An 18,920-nucleotide genomic window follows, 5' to 3' on the forward strand; every position below is an offset into this window, starting at 1 on the left:
AGTTACTATACAGGTTTTTTATTAACTATTTTTAATACGAACAAAATTTAAAATATATAATAAAAAATTCGATAAAGCAAATAATGAAAGGAGAAACACTATGGCAACGATAATAAAAGAAGGTTTAACGTTTGATGATGTTTTATTAGTTCCACAAAAATCTGAAGTATTACCACAAAATGTAAGGACGGAAACGCATCTGACAAAAAAGATAAAACTTAATATACCTTTAATGAGTGCTGGAATGGACACTGTAACAGAATCTAAAATGGCTATATCTATGGCTAGACAAGGTGGAATAGGTATAATTCATAAGAATATGACGATTGAAGAACAAGCGTTAGAGGTTGATAAAGTAAAAAGAAGTGAAAGTGGTGTTATAGTAGATCCTTTCTATTTAACTAAAAATCATACAATACAAGATGCAGATAATATTATGGCTAGATATAAAATATCTGGAGTTCCTATTGTAGATGAAGATAATAAATTAATTGGAATAATTACAAACAGAGATATAAAGTTTGAAGATGATATGGAGAAAAGTATTGAAGAAGCTATGACTAAAGAAAATTTAGTTACTGCTAGAGAAGGAATTGATTTAGTAGAAGCACAAGCAATACTAAAGAAAAATAAAATAGAAAAATTACCTATTGTAGATGGTGAAGGCCATTTAAAAGGTTTAATAACAATAAAAGATATAGAAAAGAAAATACAATATCCTAATTCAGCTAAAGATTCACATGGAAGACTTTTATGTGGAGCAGCAGTAGGAATAGGTTCAGACCTTATAGAAAGAGTTACAGCATTGGTTAAGGCTAACGTAGACGTAATAGTTTTAGATAGTGCACATGGTCATTCTAGAGGGGTAATAAATGCAGTAACAAGAATAAAAGAAGTATATCCAGAACTTCAGGTAATAGCAGGAAATGTTGCTACTGCACAAGCTACAGAAGATTTAATAAAGGCAGGGGCAGATTGTGTTAAAGTTGGGATAGGGCCTGGATCAATATGCACAACAAGAGTTGTTGCAGGAATTGGTGTCCCTCAGTTAACAGCAGTTATGGATTGTGCTGAAGTTGCATCAAAATATGATACACCGATAATAGCAGATGGTGGTATAAAATACTCTGGAGATATAGTTAAAGCATTAGCAGGTGGAGCAGCGGTTTGTATGATGGGATCAATGTTTGCTGGTACAGAAGAAAGTCCAGGGGAAACAGTTCTTTATAAAGGAAGATCATACAAAACATATAGAGGTATGGGATCTATAGCAGCTATGGAAAGAGGATCTAAAGATAGATACTTCCAAAATGATGCTAAGAAGTTAGTTCCAGAAGGTGTTGAAGGAATGGTACCGTACAAAGGCAAAGTTGAAGATATAGTATTCCAAATGATAGGTGGAATAAGATCAGGACTTGGATACTGTGGGTCGGAAACGATAGTTGATTTACAAGAAAAAGCTCAATTTGTAAAAATTACAGCGGCATCTTTAAAAGAAAGTCATCCACATGATATAACAATAAGTAAAGAAGCACCAAATTATAGTTCACAAGGAGATATGTAAACAAATGAAAAAGCATGAATTAGTACTTGTAGTTGATTTTGGGGGACAATATAATCAATTAATAGCAAGAAGAGTAAGAGAAAATAATGTATATTGTGAAATAATACCATATACTACAGATATAGAGACAATAAAAGCAAAAAATCCAAAAGGAATAATATTTACAGGTGGACCTAATAGTGCATACTTAGAAAATTCTCCTTCAATATCAAAAGAAATATTTGAAATTGGAGTGCCAATACTAGGGATATGTTACGGAGTACAAATAATGTCTCATGTATTAGGTGGTAACGTAAGAAAAGGTAATGCGAGTGAAAAAGAATATGGAAGAACTGAAATAACATATGAAGAGTCAGCTTTATTTGAAGGAATGTCTACAAATATAGTTTGGATGAGTCATACAGATTTAATAGATAGAACTCCAGAAGGATTTAAAATAGTTGCTCATACTAAAGATTGTCCAGTAGCAGCTATGGAAAATACAGAAAAGAAACTATATGGTGTACAATTCCACCCAGAAGTTGAACACTGTTTAGAGGGAGACAAAGTTCTTACAAACTTCTTATATAATATTTGTAAAGTAAGTGGAGATTGGACTACAGATACATTTATAGAAGATAAAATAAACGAATTAAAAGCTATAATAGGTGACAAGAAAGTATTATGTGCATTAAGTGGTGGGGTTGACTCATCAGTAGCTGCAGTGCTTGTACACAGAGCTATAGGAGATAACTTAACTTGTGTATTCGTTGACCATGGTTTACTTAGAAAAAATGAAGGTGACGATGTAGAAAGAATATTCAGAGATAAGTTTGATATGAACTTAATAAGAGTTAACTGTGAAGATAGGTTCTTAGGCAAGTTAAAGGGAGTAACTGAGCCAGAAGCTAAGAGAAAAATAATAGGCGAAGAATTTATTAGAGTATTTGAAGAAGAGTCTGCTAAATTAGGGAAAATGGACTTCTTAGTACAAGGAACGATATATCCAGACGTAGTAGAAAGTGGACATGGAGAAGCTGCTACTATAAAATCACACCATAATGTTGGTGGAATACCTGAAGATATAGAATTCCAAATAGTTGAACCATTAAGAGAATTATTCAAAGATGAAGTTAGAAAAATAGGTTTAGAATTAGGGATAGAAGAAGGATTAATATTCAGACATCCATTCCCAGGACCAGGATTAGGAATTAGAGTTATAGGAGAAGTTACAAAAGAAAGATGTGACATCTTAAGAGAAGCTGATGCTATATATATGGATGAACTTAAAAAAGCTGGTTTATATAGGGAAATATGGCAAGCATTTGCTACATTACCAGACGTAAAGACTGTTGGAGTTATGGGAGATGAAAGAACTTATGCTTACTTAGTAGGTTTAAGAGCCGTTACATCTTCTGACGGAATGACTTCTGACTGGTATAAAATGCCATACGATGTTTTAGAGAAAATATCAAATAGAATAGTAAATGAAGTTGATGGAGCAAACAGAGTAGTTTATGATATAACTTCTAAACCACCAGGAACAATAGAGTGGGAATAATATAAAAATAGGGGGCAAATTTAATTATAATAAATTAATTTATTATAATTAAATTGCTCTTTTTTATTTTAAAATATAGACAACATGTAATGACATCTAGGAGGAAACAAAATGAAATTTAGGAAAATAGTAGCTTTAAGTACAGTTGCAATTTTATCTGCATCTATGTTAGTTGGTTGTGGAGATAAATCATCTCAAGGAAGTACAAGTAAAACTGTAAAAGTAGGTATGGTAGCAGATACTGGTGGAATAAATGATGAATCGTTTAACCAAAGTGCATGGGAAGGTCTTCAACAAGCAAAGAATGATTTTGGCATTGAAATAAAGGTTATAGAATCTAAACAAGCATCGGAGTATATATCGAATATAGATAGCCTTATAGATGAAGGTATGGACTTAGTTATAGGTGTAGGAAATACAATGAAGGATGATATAGAAACAGAAGCTAAAAATTATCCAGAACAAAAATTTGCAATAATAGACGAAACTTATGACTCAATACCTGAAAATGTAACACCTATATTATTTAAGGAAAATGAAGCGACATTCTTGACTGGCCTTATAGCAGGAAAAATGACTAAGACTAATGAAGTTGGATTTATAGGTGGTATGGAAAATAGTGTTATATCTAGATTTGAATATGGATTCAAGTATGGTGTAAAAATATCTAATAAAGATGCAGATGTTAAAGCTCAATATGCAGGTACATTTGCAGATGCAGCAAAAGGTAAATCTATAGCAAATCAAATGTATGGAAATAACATAGATATAATCTTATCTGCTGCAGGTGGAACTGGGCTAGGTGCTATCGAATCTGCAAAAGAAAATAATAAATATGCAATAGGTGTTGATAAAGATCAAAGTAGTTTAGCACCAGATAATGTATTAACTTCAGCATTAAAAAAGGTAAATGTTGGTGTATATGATACAGTTAAAGAATTAGTAGAAGGAAGTTTAAAAGGCGGAGAAGCTAAAATATATGGTTTAAAAGAAAATGGAGTTGGAATACCGGATTCTACTGAAAAACTTGTACCTAAAGATGTACTAGATTATGTAAATACAATGATGGAAAAAGTTAAAAATGACGAGATAAAAGTTCCTGCTACTAAAGCAGAGTATGATTCTAAAAAATAAATAAAGTAGGCTAGGTTAATGAGATTAAATATGAATTTAACCTAGCTATTTTTATTTTTAAATAAAACACGAACTATTTTGTTGAAAAAAATAGAAATGTTTAAATTCTATTGCAAAAATATGTACTATATAATATAATAACTAATGTAAAGTTAGCAATTATTCGAACTATAAAAATAAAAATAATAAAAAGTAATTGGAGGGTGAATATGCAAGCTACTCAAGCCAGTAATAAAGGTTTATTAGAAAAAGTATTCAAATTATCAGAGCATAATACAGATGTAAAAACGGAAATAATAGCAGGTATAACAACATTTATGACTATGGCATATATACTTGTTGTTAATGTAAATATTCTTGGTGAAACAGGGATGGATAAGAATGCAGTATTTGCAGCGACAGCAATAGCAGCATTCATAGGATGTGCAGCGATGGCACTTTTAGCAAACTACCCTATAGCATTAGCACCAGGCATGGGTCTAAATGCATTCTTTGCTTATACAGTAGTATTAGGAATGGGACATACATGGCAATTTGCTTTATGTGCAGTACTAATAGAAGGAATTATATTTATAATACTTACAGCGACAAATGTTAGAGAGAAAATTATAGATTGCATACCACCCGTATTAAAACATGCAGTTACTGCAGGTATAGGTCTTTTTATAGCTTTTATAGGATTAGCAAATGCAGGATTAGTAGTAAATGGATCAACAATATTAGCGTTAGGTAATATGAGAGACCCGTTAGTTTTATTAACAATAGCGGGAATTATAATAGCGAGTATATTAATCGCTAAGAACGTAAAAGGAGCATTCCTTATAGCTATGTTAGTTATATCAGCAATAGGTATGACTTTTGGACTTGTAAATTTACCTCAAGGTATAATATCAACAAATGTACCGTCTGTAAAACCATTATTCTTACAAGCATTCAGCGTACCAACTAATGAAATATTTAGTTTAAAGATGTTAGTAATAGTGATAACATTCTTATTTGTAGATTTATTTGATACAGTTGGATGTTTAGTAGGTGTAGCATCAAAAGGAAATTTACTAGATGAGAATGGAAAACTTCCGAGGGCTAAGCAAGCTTTATTTGCAGATGCAATAGCAACAACAGCAGGTGCATTATTAGGAACATCAACAGTAACATCATATGTAGAAAGTGCATCTGGTATCGGAGAAGGTGGAAGAACTGGATTAACAGCAATGACAACAGGAATACTATTTTTATTATCATTATTCCTATCACCATTATTTATAGCAGTACCTACGCAAGCTACATCACCAGTACTTATAATAGTAGGTGTAATGATGGCTAGCTCATTAAAAGAAATAGACTTTAATGACTTTACTAATGCAATACCAGCGTTCTTAACATTAGCAATGATGCCATTTGCATATAGTATAGCTGATGGAATAATATTTGGTATAATATCATTCACAATATTAAAATTAGCAACAGGAAAATCAAAAGAGGTTAATATATACTTAATAGTATTATCAATACTATTTGCCTTAAAGTTTGTATTTATAAACCATTAAAATAAAATTTATTATAAAGTAAAGGCTATAAACTTAGTAATTTCTAAGTTTATAGCCTTTTAATTTTAAAATACTTAATTATATTTAATTATAATTAATGAGCAGGTTATGATTAGAATAAACCAGAAATAACTCCATCTTCATTTATATCAATCTTTTCAGCAGCAGGAACTTTTGGTAGTCCAGGCATCTTCATTATATTTCCCGTAAGAGCGACAATGAATCCTGCACCAGCAGATACATTTAATTGTCTAACAGTTATTTTGAATCCACTAGGCCTTCCTAATTTAGTTGCATCATCAGTTAAAGAATACTGAGTTTTAGCCATGCATATTGGCATATTTCCAAAACCTAAGGATTCTAGCTTATCTAATTCTTTTTTAGCTTGGGATGTGAAGATTACACCATCAGCACCATAAATCTTTGTAGCAATAGCATTTATCTTATCTTCAATACCTAATTCATTTTCGTAGCAAAATTGGAAGTTGTTTTCTTCTTCGTCTATTAATCTTAATACTTCCTCAGCTAGTTCAATTCCACCTTCACCACCATTAGCCCATACTTTTGACACAGCAACATTAACACCTAGTTCTTGACACTTTTTCTTAACTAAATCAACTTCAGCTTCTGTATCAGTAGGGAATTCATTTATAGCAACTACAGCCGGTAGTTTGAATACTTGTGTGATATTTTCTACATGTTTTAATAAATTTGGAAGACCAGCTTCTAAAGCTTCTAGATTTTCATTATTTAATTCTGTTTTAGAGGCTCCACCATTGTATTTTAGTGCTCTAACGGTAGCTACTATTATGACTGCAGACGGTTGAATATCAGCCATTCTACATTTTATATCTAGGAATTTTTCTGCACCAAGGTCTGCACCAAATCCACCTTCAGTAACTACATAATCAGCAAAATTCATAGCCATTTTAGTAGCTATTACAGAATTACATCCATGAGCTATATTTGCAAATGGTCCACCGTGTATAAATGCAGGAGTACCTTCTAATGTTTGAACTAAATTAGGCTTTAATGCATCTTTTAATAAAGCTGCCATAGCACCGTTAGCTTTTAAATTAGATGCTGTGACTGGTTGCCCTTCATAGTTATAAGCTACGATTATTTTTCCTAATCTTTCTTTTAAATCAGCAATATCATTTGCAAGACAGAATGCAGCCATTACTTCTGAAGCGACAGTTATATCGAATCCATCTTCTCTAGTAACTCCGTCTACCCTTGAACCTAGTCCATCGACTATATTTCTAAGTTGTCTATCATTCATATCTACGCATCTTCTCCAAGTTATGCTTCTTAGATCTATATTTAGCTCATTTCCTTGATGTATATGATTATCTAACATAGCAGCCAATAAGTTATTTGCAGCTCCTATAGCATGTAAATCTCCTGTAAAGTGTAAGTTTATATCTTCCATAGGTATTACTTGAGAATAACCTCCACCAGCAGCACCACCTTTTATTCCGAACACAGGCCCTAAAGATGGTTCTCTTAAAGCAACTAATGTGTTTTTGCCTAGTTTAGATAAAGCATCAGCAACACCGATAGTTGTTGTAGTCTTTCCTTCTCCAGCTGGTGTTGGGTTTATTGCAGTTGTTAATATAACTTTTGCTTTTTTATTAGTATTATTTCTTTTTAATAAATTATAATCAACTTTAGCTTTATATTTCCCATATAAATCTATATCATCTTCTTTTATATTTAGTTTTTTTGCTATATCTCTAATATCTTTGGGCTTAGCTTCTTGAGCTATCTCAATGTCTGATTTAAATGCCATAAATAATCTCCTCCATAAGTTATAAGTATTCAATAATTTATCTATAAATAAATAATAAATATAAAATAAAAGTTATTATTGAATTTTAATTTAGTATTGATAATTATACCATTAATTTACTTTCTAAAACTATTTATCTAAATTATATCATAAAATTCGTATTGGTACATATAATTTAAATTTTATGTCTAAAAGTAATTGATAATATGAAATAATATTAAATATTGAAATATCAACGAAATTACTTCATTAATTAGATTTAAAAGGTTGGTAAAATAAAAATATTAGTTGCAATAATGTGTATATTATAATAATATTTAGTTATAAAGTTCGTATTATAGCACGGATGATATGCGGTTAAATAAATTTAGATATAAAGAAAAGAGGGAAATTGATGAAAGTAGCAGTAGTTATGGGATCAAAATCAGATTATCCTAAAGTTCAAGAAGGTATAGAGTTATTAGAAAAATATGGTGTAGAGGTAATAGCAAGAGCCTTATCAGCACATAGAACTCCTGTGCAATTAGCTCAGTTTTTAAATGAAATAGAAGGTGAAGTCGATGTAATAATAGGAGCAGCAGGAAAAGCTGCACATCTACCAGGAGTAATAGCTTCGCAGACATTAATTCCTGTTATTGGATTACCAATAAAGTCATCGACTATGGATGGATTAGATTCACTTTTATCAATAGTTCAAATGCCAAAAGGAGTTCCAGTTGCTACAGTAGCAATTGATGGGGGGGTAAATGCCGCTTTATTGGCACTTCAAATAATGAGTTTAAAATATCCGAAGATTAAAGACGATTTAGTTTTATATAGAGAAGAAATGGAACAAAAAGTATTAGAAGACGATAAAAACTTAAGGGGGTAATACAATGTTATTATATGAGGGAAAAGCAAAACAAGTTTATTCAACAGAAAATGAAAATGAGTTTATAGTTTATTTTAAAGACGATGCAACAGCATTCAATGGAGAAAAAAAAGCAACAATATCATCAAAAGGAATATTAAATAACAAAATATCAACAATCATGTTTGAAATGTTACACGATAATCAAATCAATACACACTTCGTAAAAAGTTTATCAGATAGAGAAATGTTAGTAAAAAAAGTTGAAATATTGCCACTTGAAGTAATAATTAGAAACATAACAGCGGGTTCATTCTGTAAAAGATATGGAATAGAAGAAGGTTTAGTTTTAGATGAACCAATATTTGAACTAAGCTATAAAAATGATGAATATGGAGATCCGATGTTAAATGAAGATCATGCAGTTGCAATGAAACTAGCAACTAGAGGAGAAATAGCATTCTTAAAAGATCAAACCTTAAAAATTAATGAATTAATGAAAGAGTTTTTCTTAAAAATGAACTTGAAATTAGTAGATTTCAAATTAGAATTCGGTAAAGATGTAGATGGAAATATTATATTAGCTGATGAAATATCACCTGATACTTGTAGACTATGGGATGTACACACAAATGAAAAGTTAGATAAAGATAGATTTAGAAGAGATCTAGGTGACCTTGTTCAAGGTTATGAAGAAGTTCTTGCTAGAATGAATTGTAAATAGGGGGAAATTCTTATGTGTGGTGTTGTAGGTATTTATTCGAAAGATAAAGATATAGCTAAAGAATTATACTATTCTTTATATTCTATACAACATAGAGGTCAAGAAAGCTGCGGGATAGCAGTTGTTGATGGAGATAATATAAAATACAAAAAAGATATGGGATTAGTTGGAGATGTATTTAAGGAAGATGAACTGTCTAAATTAAGTGGAAATATGGGCATTGGTCATGTTAGGTACTCTACAGCAGGTGGAAGTACTTTGGCAAACTGTCAACCTTTAGTTGGAAGTTGTAGGAAGAGGAAACTTGCAATTGCTCATAATGGTAATCTTGTAAATGCAAATTATCTAAAAGATATGTTAGAAGAAGATGGATACATGTTTCAAGCTAATTCGGATACAGAAGTAATACTTTATATACTTGCTAGATATTACAAGGGAGATATAGTGGAAAGTTTAAAGATAACTATGGACTATATAAAGGGAGCGTATTCTCTGGTAGTTATGGGAGAAGATTCTTTAGTAGGAGTAAGAGACCCACATGGATTTAGACCTCTTATTTTAGGAAAAAAAGGCGATGAATATATATTTGCATCAGAAAGTTGTGCAATAGATATACTTGGTGGAGAAATAATAAGGGACGTAGAACCAGGAGAGATAATTGTAGTTAAGGATGGGAAAGTTAAGTCTTATCACTATTCTGAGAACTACAAACCGTTAATGAGAAGTTGTATATTTGAGCATATTTATTTTGCTAGAAATGATGCAACTATAGATAATGTAAATGTATATAATTTTAGAGTAAAATGTGGAGAAATATTAGCACAAGATGAAGATATAAATGCAGATATAGTAGTACCAGTTCCAGATTCTGGTTGGGCAGGAGCTATAGGATATTCTAATGCAAGTGGATTAAAGGTAAGTGAAGGTCTTGTAAAAAATAGATATGTTGGAAGAACGTTTATAAAGCCAACCCAAGAAGAAAGGGAGATAGGGGTTAAGATAAAACTAAATCCATTGTCTACAATAGTGAAAGGAAAATCAGTAGTATTAGTAGATGATTCAGTGGTTAGGGGAACTACTTCTAAAAAAATAGTTCAGTCTCTAAAAGAAGCAGGAGCAAGTGAAATACATCTTAGAATTACGTCTCCTCCAGTGGAATATTCATGCTACTACGGAATAGATACACCAAATCGTTCTAATTTAATAGCTTCAAGTAATAGCGTGGAAGAGATGAAGGAATATATTGGATGTGACTCATTAAAGTTTTTAAGCATAGAAGGGATGATAGATGCTACAGAAAATAAAGCTACTTTCTGTAAAGCTTGTTTTGATGGAGACTACCCGGTAAAGAAAATTGACAAGGAGGAACAGTTATCATGTTAACTTACAAGCAATCAGGTGTTGATATAGATGAAGGAAATAGAGCAGTTGATCTTATAAAAGGAAAGATAAAAACAACTTATGATAATAATGTAATTGGAGATTTAGGAAATTTTAGTGGCTTATATAGTTTAAAAGATTTTACGAATATGACAGAACCTGTATTACTTTCATCTACAGATGGAGTTGGAACTAAATTAAAGCTAGCTCAAATGATGGATAAACATGATACAGTTGGTATAGATTTAGTGGCAATGTGTGTAAATGATTTAATATGCCAAGGTGCAAAACCCTTATTTTTCTTAGATTATATAGCTACTGGAAAATTAGTTGCAGAACAAGTGGAACAAATTGTTAGTGGAATAGTAGAAGGATGTAAAATGGCAGGATGTGCACTTGTTGGTGGAGAAACTGCTGAAATGCCTGGTATGTATTCAGAAGGTGAATATGATTTAGCTGGATTCTCTGTTGGTATAGCAGATAGAGAAAATATAGTTTATGGTAATAACGTAAAATCAGGGGATACATTAATTGGTATAGCATCAAGCGGTGTACATAGTAATGGATTCTCTTTTGTAAGAAAAATATTCTTAGACAAATATGGATACACATTAGATCAACATATAGAAGAATTAGGAATGACTTTAGGAGAAGCTCTTTTAACTCCTACAAAAATATATGTTAAATTAGTTTTAGATTTAATGGCAAAGCATGAGTTAAAAGCTATTGCTCACATTACTGGTGGTGGTGTAATAGAAAATATAACTAGAGTTATACCAAAAGGTTTAGGAATAAATATAGAGAAAAATTCTTGGGAAAAACCAGCTATATTTAAGATGATAGAGAGCTTTAATACAGTAGATGATAGAGAACTTCACAAGAGTTTTAATATGGGTATTGGCTTAGTTTTAATAGTGGATAAGGAAAATGCTAATAAAATAGTTGATTATATAAATACTACAGATGAAAAAGCTTATATCGTAGGTGAAGTAGTAGATACTCATGAAGGAGTAGAATTATGCTAAATATAGGTGTTTTAGTTTCTGGTGGAGGAACTAATTTACAAGCTATAATAGATGAAACTTTGGCAGGAAATATAAATGGTAAAGTTAAGGTTGTAATATCAAATAAAGAGAATGCTTATGGATTAGAAAGAGCAAGACAAAACAATATAGATGCAATTTTTGAAACTGATGAAGATGGGATAATAGATGTTTTAAAGGAACATAATATTGATTTAGTTGTTTTAGCGGGATATTTAAAAATAATAAGCCCTAAGTTTGTTAATGAGTTTAGAAATAAAATGATAAATATTCACCCATCATTAATACCTTCATTTTGTGGTAAAGGATATTATGGACAAAAGGTTCATCAAGGTGTTATTGATTATGGAGCTAAGGTAACTGGTGCTACAGTTCACTTTGTAGACGAAGGTGCAGATACAGGACCAATTATTATGCAAGAAACTGTGGTAGTAAAAGATAACGATGATGCAAGCTCTTTAGCAAAAAGAGTCTTAGAAATAGAACATAAGATTTTAAAGAAGAGTATTAGTCTTTTCTGTGAAAATAAATTAAGTATTCATGGTAGGAGAGTGTTTATAAATGAGTAAAAGAGCATTGATAAGTGTAACAGACAAAAGCGGAGTAGTTGAATTTGCAAAAGAATTAAACAATCTTGGATATGAAGTTATATCTACAGGAAATACATTCAAAATGTTAAAAGAAAATGGCGTTAATGCTATTCAAATAGATGAAGTTACTAAATTTCCAGAAATGTTAGATGGAAGAGTGAAAACCCTAAATCCATATATACATGGTGGAATTCTTTATAAAAGAGATGATGAAAATCATGTAAAAACAGTAGAAGAGTTTAATATAGGTTCAATAGATTTAGTAGTTGTAAACTTATATGATTTTGAAGGGACTTTAAAGGCTGGAAAATCTCATGAAGAAATAATAGAAAATATAGATATAGGTGGACCATCTATGATACGTTCTGCTGCTAAAAACTATAAGGATGTAACAGTGATAGTAGATATAAAGGATTATGATATGGTAATAGATAAATTAAAGAACGATGATTTAACTTTAGAAGATAGAAAAAAACTATCATATAAAGCATTTTCAACTACAGCTAGGTATGATGCACTTATATCAAGCTACTTTGCAGGAGAAGTAGGAGATAATTATCCTGAAATATTAAATTTAACATTCCAGAAAGAACAAACTTTAAGATATGGAGAAAATCCACATCAACATGGAGTATTATACTCTCAACCGAATGCGAAAAATCCAATATTAAATTATGAACAATTAAACGGAAAAGAGTTATCTTTCAACAATATAAATGATTTACATGGTTGTTTAGAAGTTATGAGAGAATTTAAAGATAATGAAGAAGTAGTTTCAGTGGCTATAAAACATACCAACCCATGTGGAGTTGGTTTAGGGAAAAATTCTCTAGAAGCATATACTAAATGTTATGAGGCTGATACAGTTTCAATATTTGGTGGAATAGTTGGTATAACTTCTACAGTAGATGCAGCTACAGCTCAAAAATTAAATGAAATATTCTTAGAAATAGTAGCTGCTTATGATTTTACTGAAGAAGCTTTAGAAATACTTAAGAAAAAGAAAAATTTAAGAGTTCTAAAGTTAGCTAAGATAGAAAAAAGTTTACAACCATATGATATGAAATTTTTAGATGGAAAACTATTAATACAAGATAAAAATAACTCCTTAGCAGATAAGTATGAAACTGTAACAAAAGTAGCTCCTACTAAAGAGCAATTAGAAGATATGGAATTTGGTATGAAGGTTGTTAAAAATATGAAATCAAATGCTATAGCTATAGTTAAAGATGGAATGACTTTAGCTTTAGGATGTGGGCAAACTTCAAGAATATGGGCTTTAAAAAATGCTTTAGAAAATAATAGTGACAAAGATTTTAATGGTGCAGTACTTGCTTCAGATGCATTCTTCCCATTTAATGACTGTGTAACATTAGCAAATGAATATGGAATTAAAGCGGTTGTTCAACCAGGTGGTTCAATGAAAGACCAAGATTCTATAGATGCTTGTAATAAATATGAAATGACAATGGTGTTTACAGGAATAAGACATTTCAAACACTAGGAGGATAAATTATGAGAGTGTTAGTTGTAGGTGGTGGCGGAAGAGAACACGCTATCTGTTGGAAATTAAGTAATGAACAAAATATAGAAGCAATATTTTGTGCACCAGGGAACGCAGGAATTGAAAGTGTGGCTAAGTGTATAAGGATTGGTGACAGTGATATAGATGAACTTCTAAGTTTTGCAAAAGATAATGCAATAGACTTAACAATAGTAGGACCAGAGGTTCCACTTGTTAAGGGTATAGTTGATGCTTTTGAGAAAGAAGGTTTAAGAATCTTTGGACCAAATAAAAATTGTGCTCAATTAGAAGGTAGTAAAGCCTTCTCTAAGGATTTTATGATAAGACACAACATACCTACTGCAAAGTATAAAGAGTATACGGATTTAGATGAGGCCATCATTGAGGTAGACAGCTTTGGTTATCCAGTAGTAATAAAAGCCGATGGTTTAGCAGCAGGAAAAGGTGTTGTAATCCCTACAAATAAAGAAGAAGCAGTGGCTAATTTAAGAGAAATGATGCAAGATAAGAAGTTTGGAGATGCTGGTAATAAAATAGTAATAGAAGAGTTTCTAAAGGGAACTGAAACATCTATATTAGCCTTTGTAGACAATAACACTATAATGCCTATGGTAAGTGCAAAAGACCATAAGAAAATATATAACTATGAAGAAGGTCCGAATACAGGTGGTATGGGTACTTTCTCTCCAAGTGAGATATATACAGATGAGTTAGCTGAAAATATAAAAACTAATGTATTAGATGCAACATTAGAAGGATTTAGAAAAGATAACTTAAATTACAAAGGTATATTATTTGTAGGGCTTATGATAACTGAGGATGGGCCTAAAGTTCTTGAGTATAATACAAGATTTGGAGATCCTGAAACACAATCAGTTTTATTTAGATTAGATACAGATTTAAATAAAATAATGAATGCAATTATAGATAATAAATTAAGTGAAATAGAAATAAATTATAAGAATGAAGAAGCGGTTTGTGTAATGCTTACATCAGGAGGATATCCTGATTCTTATGAAAGAGGGAAAATAATAACTGGGATACAAAATCTAGATAAAGATATAGTGGTTTTTCATAGTGGAACTAAGATGGTAGATGGAAACTTAGTTACAAATGGAGGAAGAGTAATTGGAATAACTGCAAAAGCAGAGACAGTAAAGGATGCAGCAGCAAAGGTATATGAAAATATTAAGAAAATAAGTTTTGAAGGTATGCATTATAGAACTGATATAGGAGTTTAAATTTTTCTAAAAAGATGGGGGAAAAGGCATGTTAAATACTGAAAATGTCAAAAGAATATTAGTTGAAAAAAGACAAGGCTTTGACCTTGAAGCTAAAGCTTTAAAGAAAGATTTAGTAGAAAGTTTACACATAGATACTATAGAAGATATAAGAGTATTAAATAGATACGATATAGAAGGTATATCTGATGAAGCTTATGAGAATGCAGCAGAAAGTATATTTTCTGAGCCAAATCTAGATGTTGTTTATCATGAAGAAATATCTAATCTAGATAAAAAAAATAAAAGAGTATTTGCGATAGAGTATTTACCAGGTCAATATGATCAAAGAGGAGACTGGGCAGCTCAATGTATACAAATAGTTAATAATGGTGTTAGACCTACTATAAATACAGCAAGAGTATACATATTAAGTGGTAATATAACTGATGAGCAATTTGATAGAATAAAAAGCTACTGTATAAATCCAGTAGATAGTAGAGAAGCAAATTTAAATAAGCCACAAACTTTAAAGATAGAAACTGAAATACCTACTTCAGTAGAAATATTAGATGGATTTACTGATTTAAGTAATGAAGGGTTACAAGATTTCTTAAAAACAAGAGGTCTCGCAATGACAATACTTGACTTAGAACATATTCAAAAATACTTTAGAGATACGGAAAAAAGAAATCCTACTATAACAGAAATAAAAGTGTTAGATACTTATTGGTCAGATCACTGTAGACATACTACTTTTATGACTGAAATAGAAGATGTTCAAATAGATGAAGGTAAGTATACAAATATAGTTAAAGAAGCTTATGATATGTATCTTGATTCAAGAAGAAAAGTTTATGTAGATAGACAAAAAGATATATGTCTAATGGATATAGCTACTATAGCTATGAAAGAGTTAAGAAAAGATGGTAAGTTAGAAGACTTAGATGTAAGTGAAGAAATAAATGCATGTAGCATAAATGTAGATGTTGAAATAGATGGTAAAGTTGAGCAATATTTAGTAATGTTCAAAAATGAAACACATAACCATCCAACTGAAATAGAGCCATTTGGTGGTGCAGCTACTTGCTTAGGTGGAGCTATAAGAGACCCATTATCAGGGAGAAGTTATGTATATCAAGCTATGCGTGTAACTGGAAGTGCAGATCCTAGAACGTCTTTAGAAGATACTTTACCAGGAAAGCTAATGCAAAGAAAAATAACTACTGAAGCAGCTCATGGATACAGTTCGTATGGTAACCAAATAGGGTTAACTACAGGTCAAGTTGCTGAAGTTTATGATGAAGATTTTGTGGCTAAGAGAATGGAAATAGGTGCAGTTATAGCAGCAGTTCCTAAAGAAAATGTAGTTAGAGAAAGACCTAAGGCAGGAGATGTTATAATACTTCTTGGTGGGAAAACAGGAAGAGATGGATGTGGAGGAGCAACAGGTTCTTCTAAAGAGCATAGTGAAGAATCTATACTTACTTGTAGTGCTGAAGTACAAAAAGGTGATGCACCTAATGAGAGAAAGTTACAAAGATTCTTTAGGCATAAAGAAGTCGCTCAGATGATAAAGAGATGTAATGACTTTGGGGCAGGTGGAGTTTGTGTTGCTATAGGTGAGATAGCTGATAGTTTAGATATAAACTTAGACTTAGTTCCTAAAAAATATGATGGACTTGATGGAACTGAACTTGCAATATCAGAATCTCAAGAACGTATGGCAGTTGCTATAAATAAAGAAAATAAAGATAAATTTATAGAATTAGCTAAAAAAGAAAACTTAGAAGCTACTCATGTTGCTACAGTAACTAATACAGGATATTTAAGAATGTTTTGGAATGGAAAAGCAATAGTAGATGTTAATAGAGAATTCTTAGATACAAATGGTGTGAAACAAACTACGAAGGTTCATGTTAGTAAGGTAAATGAGGAAAAAACTTTCTTTAATTTTAATAAAGATACAAATAATAGTGGGTGTTCATCAACTGATGGAGTTTGTAGATGCAAGATATCAGAAGGTTTATTAGATATAGCTATAGCTAAAGAAGTTTCATTAAAAGACAAATTTATAGAAATTTTATCTGATTTAAATGTTTGTTCACAAAAAGGGTTAGTAGAAAAATTCGATAATACGATAGGAAGTAATACTGTACTTATGCCGTTTGGAGGTAAATACCAAAGTACACCTTCCCAAGGTATGGTTGCAAAGATACCTGTTCTTGGTGGAGAAACAGATACTTCTACAATAATGACATATGGATACAATCCTAAAATAGGAAAATGGAGTCCGTTCCATGGAGCTTTATATGCAGTAGTTGAATCTGTGTGTAAACTTGTGGCTATTGGGGGTAACTATAAGACAACAAGGCTTACTTTACAAGAATATTTTGAAAAGCTTGGGGATAACCCAACTAAGTGGGGGAAACCATTCTCTGCTTTACTTGGGGCATTCTATGCTCAAAATAAACTTGAAATACCTGCAATAGGTGGTAAGGATAGTATGTCTGGAACATTTAAAGATATAGAAGTTCCTCCAACATTAGTATCATTTGCTGTGGATACTGTGGATGCAAAACAAGTAGTATCACCAGAATTTAAGAAAATTAATTCTAAGGTAGTAATGTTATGCACAGAAAGATTAGAAAATGGTGTTGTTAACTTTGATGAATTAAAGAAAAACTTAGAGAAATTAAGGGAACTTATACACAATAATCAAGTGTTATCAACATATGCACTAGGGTTTGCAGGTTTAGGTGAAGCTATAAGTAAGATGGCTTTTGGTAATAAGATTGGATTTGAATTTAATGAAGAATCTAGTGACTTATATGAAGATGTAAATAAATTATTTGAAGCTAACTATGGAAATATAGTTATTGAATTAGCTGAAGATAATTTAAGTTTATTAAATGGATATAACTATATTTTATTAGGTAGTACAACAGAAAGAGAAAGTATAGTTATATCAGAAGAAGAAATAGAATTAGATGAACTATACAAAGTGCATTGTGATACTTTAGAGTCAATATTCCCTACTAAAACTATAGACGTTGATGATAAGATAGAAACTATTAACTTTATATCAGATGGAAAAGCTAAAAAATCATCTATAAGTATAGCATCACCTAAGGTGTTTATACCGGTATTTCCAGGAACAAACTGTGAATATGACTCAGCTAGATCATTTGAAAAAGCAGGTGCGAATGCAAGTGTAAAAGTATTTAGAAATTTAACTTATCAAGATATAGAAGAATCTATAGACACAATAGTTAAAGAAATAAAATCTTCACAAATGATTATGATACCAGGAGGATTTAGTGCAGGAGATGAACCGGATGGATCAGCTAAATTCATAGCTACAGTATTTAGAAATGAAAGAGTGTCAGAAGCTGTAAATGAATTTTTAACTAAGCAAGATGGACTAATGTTAGGAATTTGTAATGGGTTTCAAGCACTTATAAAACTTGGATTAGTTCCGTATGGTGAAATAATAAAACCAAGTGAAGATGCACCAACGCTTACTTACAACAACATAGGTAGGCATCAATCTAAAATGGTTCAAACTAGAATAGCTTCTAACAAGTCTCCTTGGTTAGCAAATACAAATGTGGGAGATATTCATAGTATAGCTATATCACATGGTGAAGGTAAATTTGTAGCTAATGAAGAAACTATGAAAATGTTGATAGAGAATGGACAAATAGCTACTCAATATGTAGATTTCGATGGAAAAGCAACTTATGATATAGACTTTAATCCTAATGGATCTTTCTATGGTGTTGAAGGTATAACTAGTATAGATGGAAGAATACTAGGTAAGATGGGTCACTCAGAAAGAATTGGAAATCAAGTGTGTAAGAATATATTAGGCGAAAAAGATCAAATGATATTTGAATCAGGAGTTAAATACTTTAAATAGAATCAAGAGCTGCCATTTGGTGGCTCTTATTTTATTGATAAAAATCACTTGTATATAAAATAAAATTTTTATAATAAACTCTTAGCACT

13 protein-coding genes are annotated in these 18,920 nt (G+C 31.2%); 12 read left to right on the forward strand and 1 reads right to left on the reverse strand.

What is annotated here, in order from left to right:
- The first annotated feature begins 100 nt into the window (after window positions 1-100).
- The 4 genes from guaB (at window position 101) to H8923_RS13700 (ending at window position 5,785) form a co-directional block, all read left to right on the forward strand.
- On the forward strand, window positions 101-1,564 hold the full coding sequence (gene guaB / locus H8923_RS13685; protein WP_153972502.1) for an IMP dehydrogenase: 1,464 nt from the start codon (window positions 101-103) through the stop codon (window positions 1,562-1,564).
- Window positions 1,565-1,568: 4 nt separating this feature from the next.
- Entirely contained in the window at window positions 1,569-3,104 is a 1,536-nt protein-coding gene (gene guaA, locus H8923_RS13690) for a glutamine-hydrolyzing GMP synthase (RefSeq protein WP_153972503.1), read from the forward strand.
- A 111-nt stretch (window positions 3,105-3,215) separates the two neighbouring features.
- A complete protein-coding gene (locus H8923_RS13695) occupies window positions 3,216-4,238 on the forward strand; it encodes a BMP family lipoprotein (protein WP_153972504.1) in 1,023 nt (340 codons plus the stop codon).
- A gap of 209 nt (window positions 4,239-4,447) precedes the next feature.
- Complete coding sequence (locus H8923_RS13700; protein ID WP_153972505.1) at window positions 4,448-5,785, forward strand: NCS2 family permease; 1,338 nt, start codon at window positions 4,448-4,450, stop codon at window positions 5,783-5,785.
- 112 nt (window positions 5,786-5,897) lie between these two features.
- Here H8923_RS13700 and H8923_RS13705 read toward each other — a convergent pair whose 3' ends face one another.
- Entirely contained in the window at window positions 5,898-7,577 is a 1,680-nt protein-coding gene (locus H8923_RS13705) for a formate--tetrahydrofolate ligase (protein WP_153972506.1), read from the reverse strand.
- A gap of 394 nt (window positions 7,578-7,971) precedes the next feature.
- On the opposite strand from H8923_RS13705, the gene purE reads away from it, so the two are divergent.
- From purE to H8923_RS13745, 8 genes are read left to right on the forward strand one after another with little or no spacing between them, the layout of a single operon-like run.
- Entirely contained in the window at window positions 7,972-8,448 is a 477-nt protein-coding gene (gene purE, locus H8923_RS13710) for a 5-(carboxyamino)imidazole ribonucleotide mutase (RefSeq protein ID WP_153972507.1), read from the forward strand.
- 4 nt (window positions 8,449-8,452) lie between these two features.
- Window positions 8,453-9,151 (forward strand): phosphoribosylaminoimidazolesuccinocarboxamide synthase, encoded by a 699-nt coding sequence (gene purC / locus H8923_RS13715; protein ID WP_153972508.1) that lies wholly within the window; start codon window positions 8,453-8,455, stop codon window positions 9,149-9,151.
- A gap of 12 nt (window positions 9,152-9,163) precedes the next feature.
- Window positions 9,164-10,534 carry an amidophosphoribosyltransferase gene (gene purF / locus H8923_RS13720; protein ID WP_153972509.1) on the forward strand — a complete coding sequence of 457 codons (1,371 nt, stop codon included), beginning with the start codon at window positions 9,164-9,166 and terminating at the stop codon, window positions 10,532-10,534.
- On the forward strand, window positions 10,528-11,556 hold the full coding sequence (gene purM / locus H8923_RS13725) for a phosphoribosylformylglycinamidine cyclo-ligase (RefSeq protein ID WP_153972510.1): 1,029 nt from the start codon (window positions 10,528-10,530) through the stop codon (window positions 11,554-11,556). Before purF ends, purM begins: the two co-directional genes overlap by 7 nt.
- Window positions 11,550-12,143 carry a phosphoribosylglycinamide formyltransferase gene (gene purN / locus H8923_RS13730; RefSeq protein ID WP_153972511.1) on the forward strand — a complete coding sequence of 198 codons (594 nt, stop codon included), beginning with the start codon at window positions 11,550-11,552 and terminating at the stop codon, window positions 12,141-12,143. Before purM ends, purN begins: the two co-directional genes overlap by 7 nt.
- Complete coding sequence (gene purH / locus H8923_RS13735; protein WP_153972512.1) at window positions 12,136-13,668, forward strand: bifunctional phosphoribosylaminoimidazolecarboxamide formyltransferase/IMP cyclohydrolase; 1,533 nt, start codon at window positions 12,136-12,138, stop codon at window positions 13,666-13,668. The genes purN and purH overlap by 8 nt, the downstream gene beginning before the upstream one ends.
- Before the next feature lie 11 nt (window positions 13,669-13,679).
- Window positions 13,680-14,930 (forward strand): phosphoribosylamine--glycine ligase, encoded by a 1,251-nt coding sequence (purD, locus tag H8923_RS13740; RefSeq protein WP_153972513.1) that lies wholly within the window; start codon window positions 13,680-13,682, stop codon window positions 14,928-14,930.
- A 28-nt stretch (window positions 14,931-14,958) separates the two neighbouring features.
- Window positions 14,959-18,831, forward strand: a complete 3,873-nt coding sequence (locus tag H8923_RS13745; RefSeq protein WP_153972514.1) for a phosphoribosylformylglycinamidine synthase subunit PurQ — start codon at window positions 14,959-14,961, stop codon at window positions 18,829-18,831.
- Window positions 18,832-18,920 lie beyond the last annotated feature (89 nt).

Source organism: Romboutsia faecis, assembly GCF_014323405.1.
Lineage (GTDB): Bacteria > Bacillota > Clostridia > Peptostreptococcales > Peptostreptococcaceae > Romboutsia_E > Romboutsia_E faecis.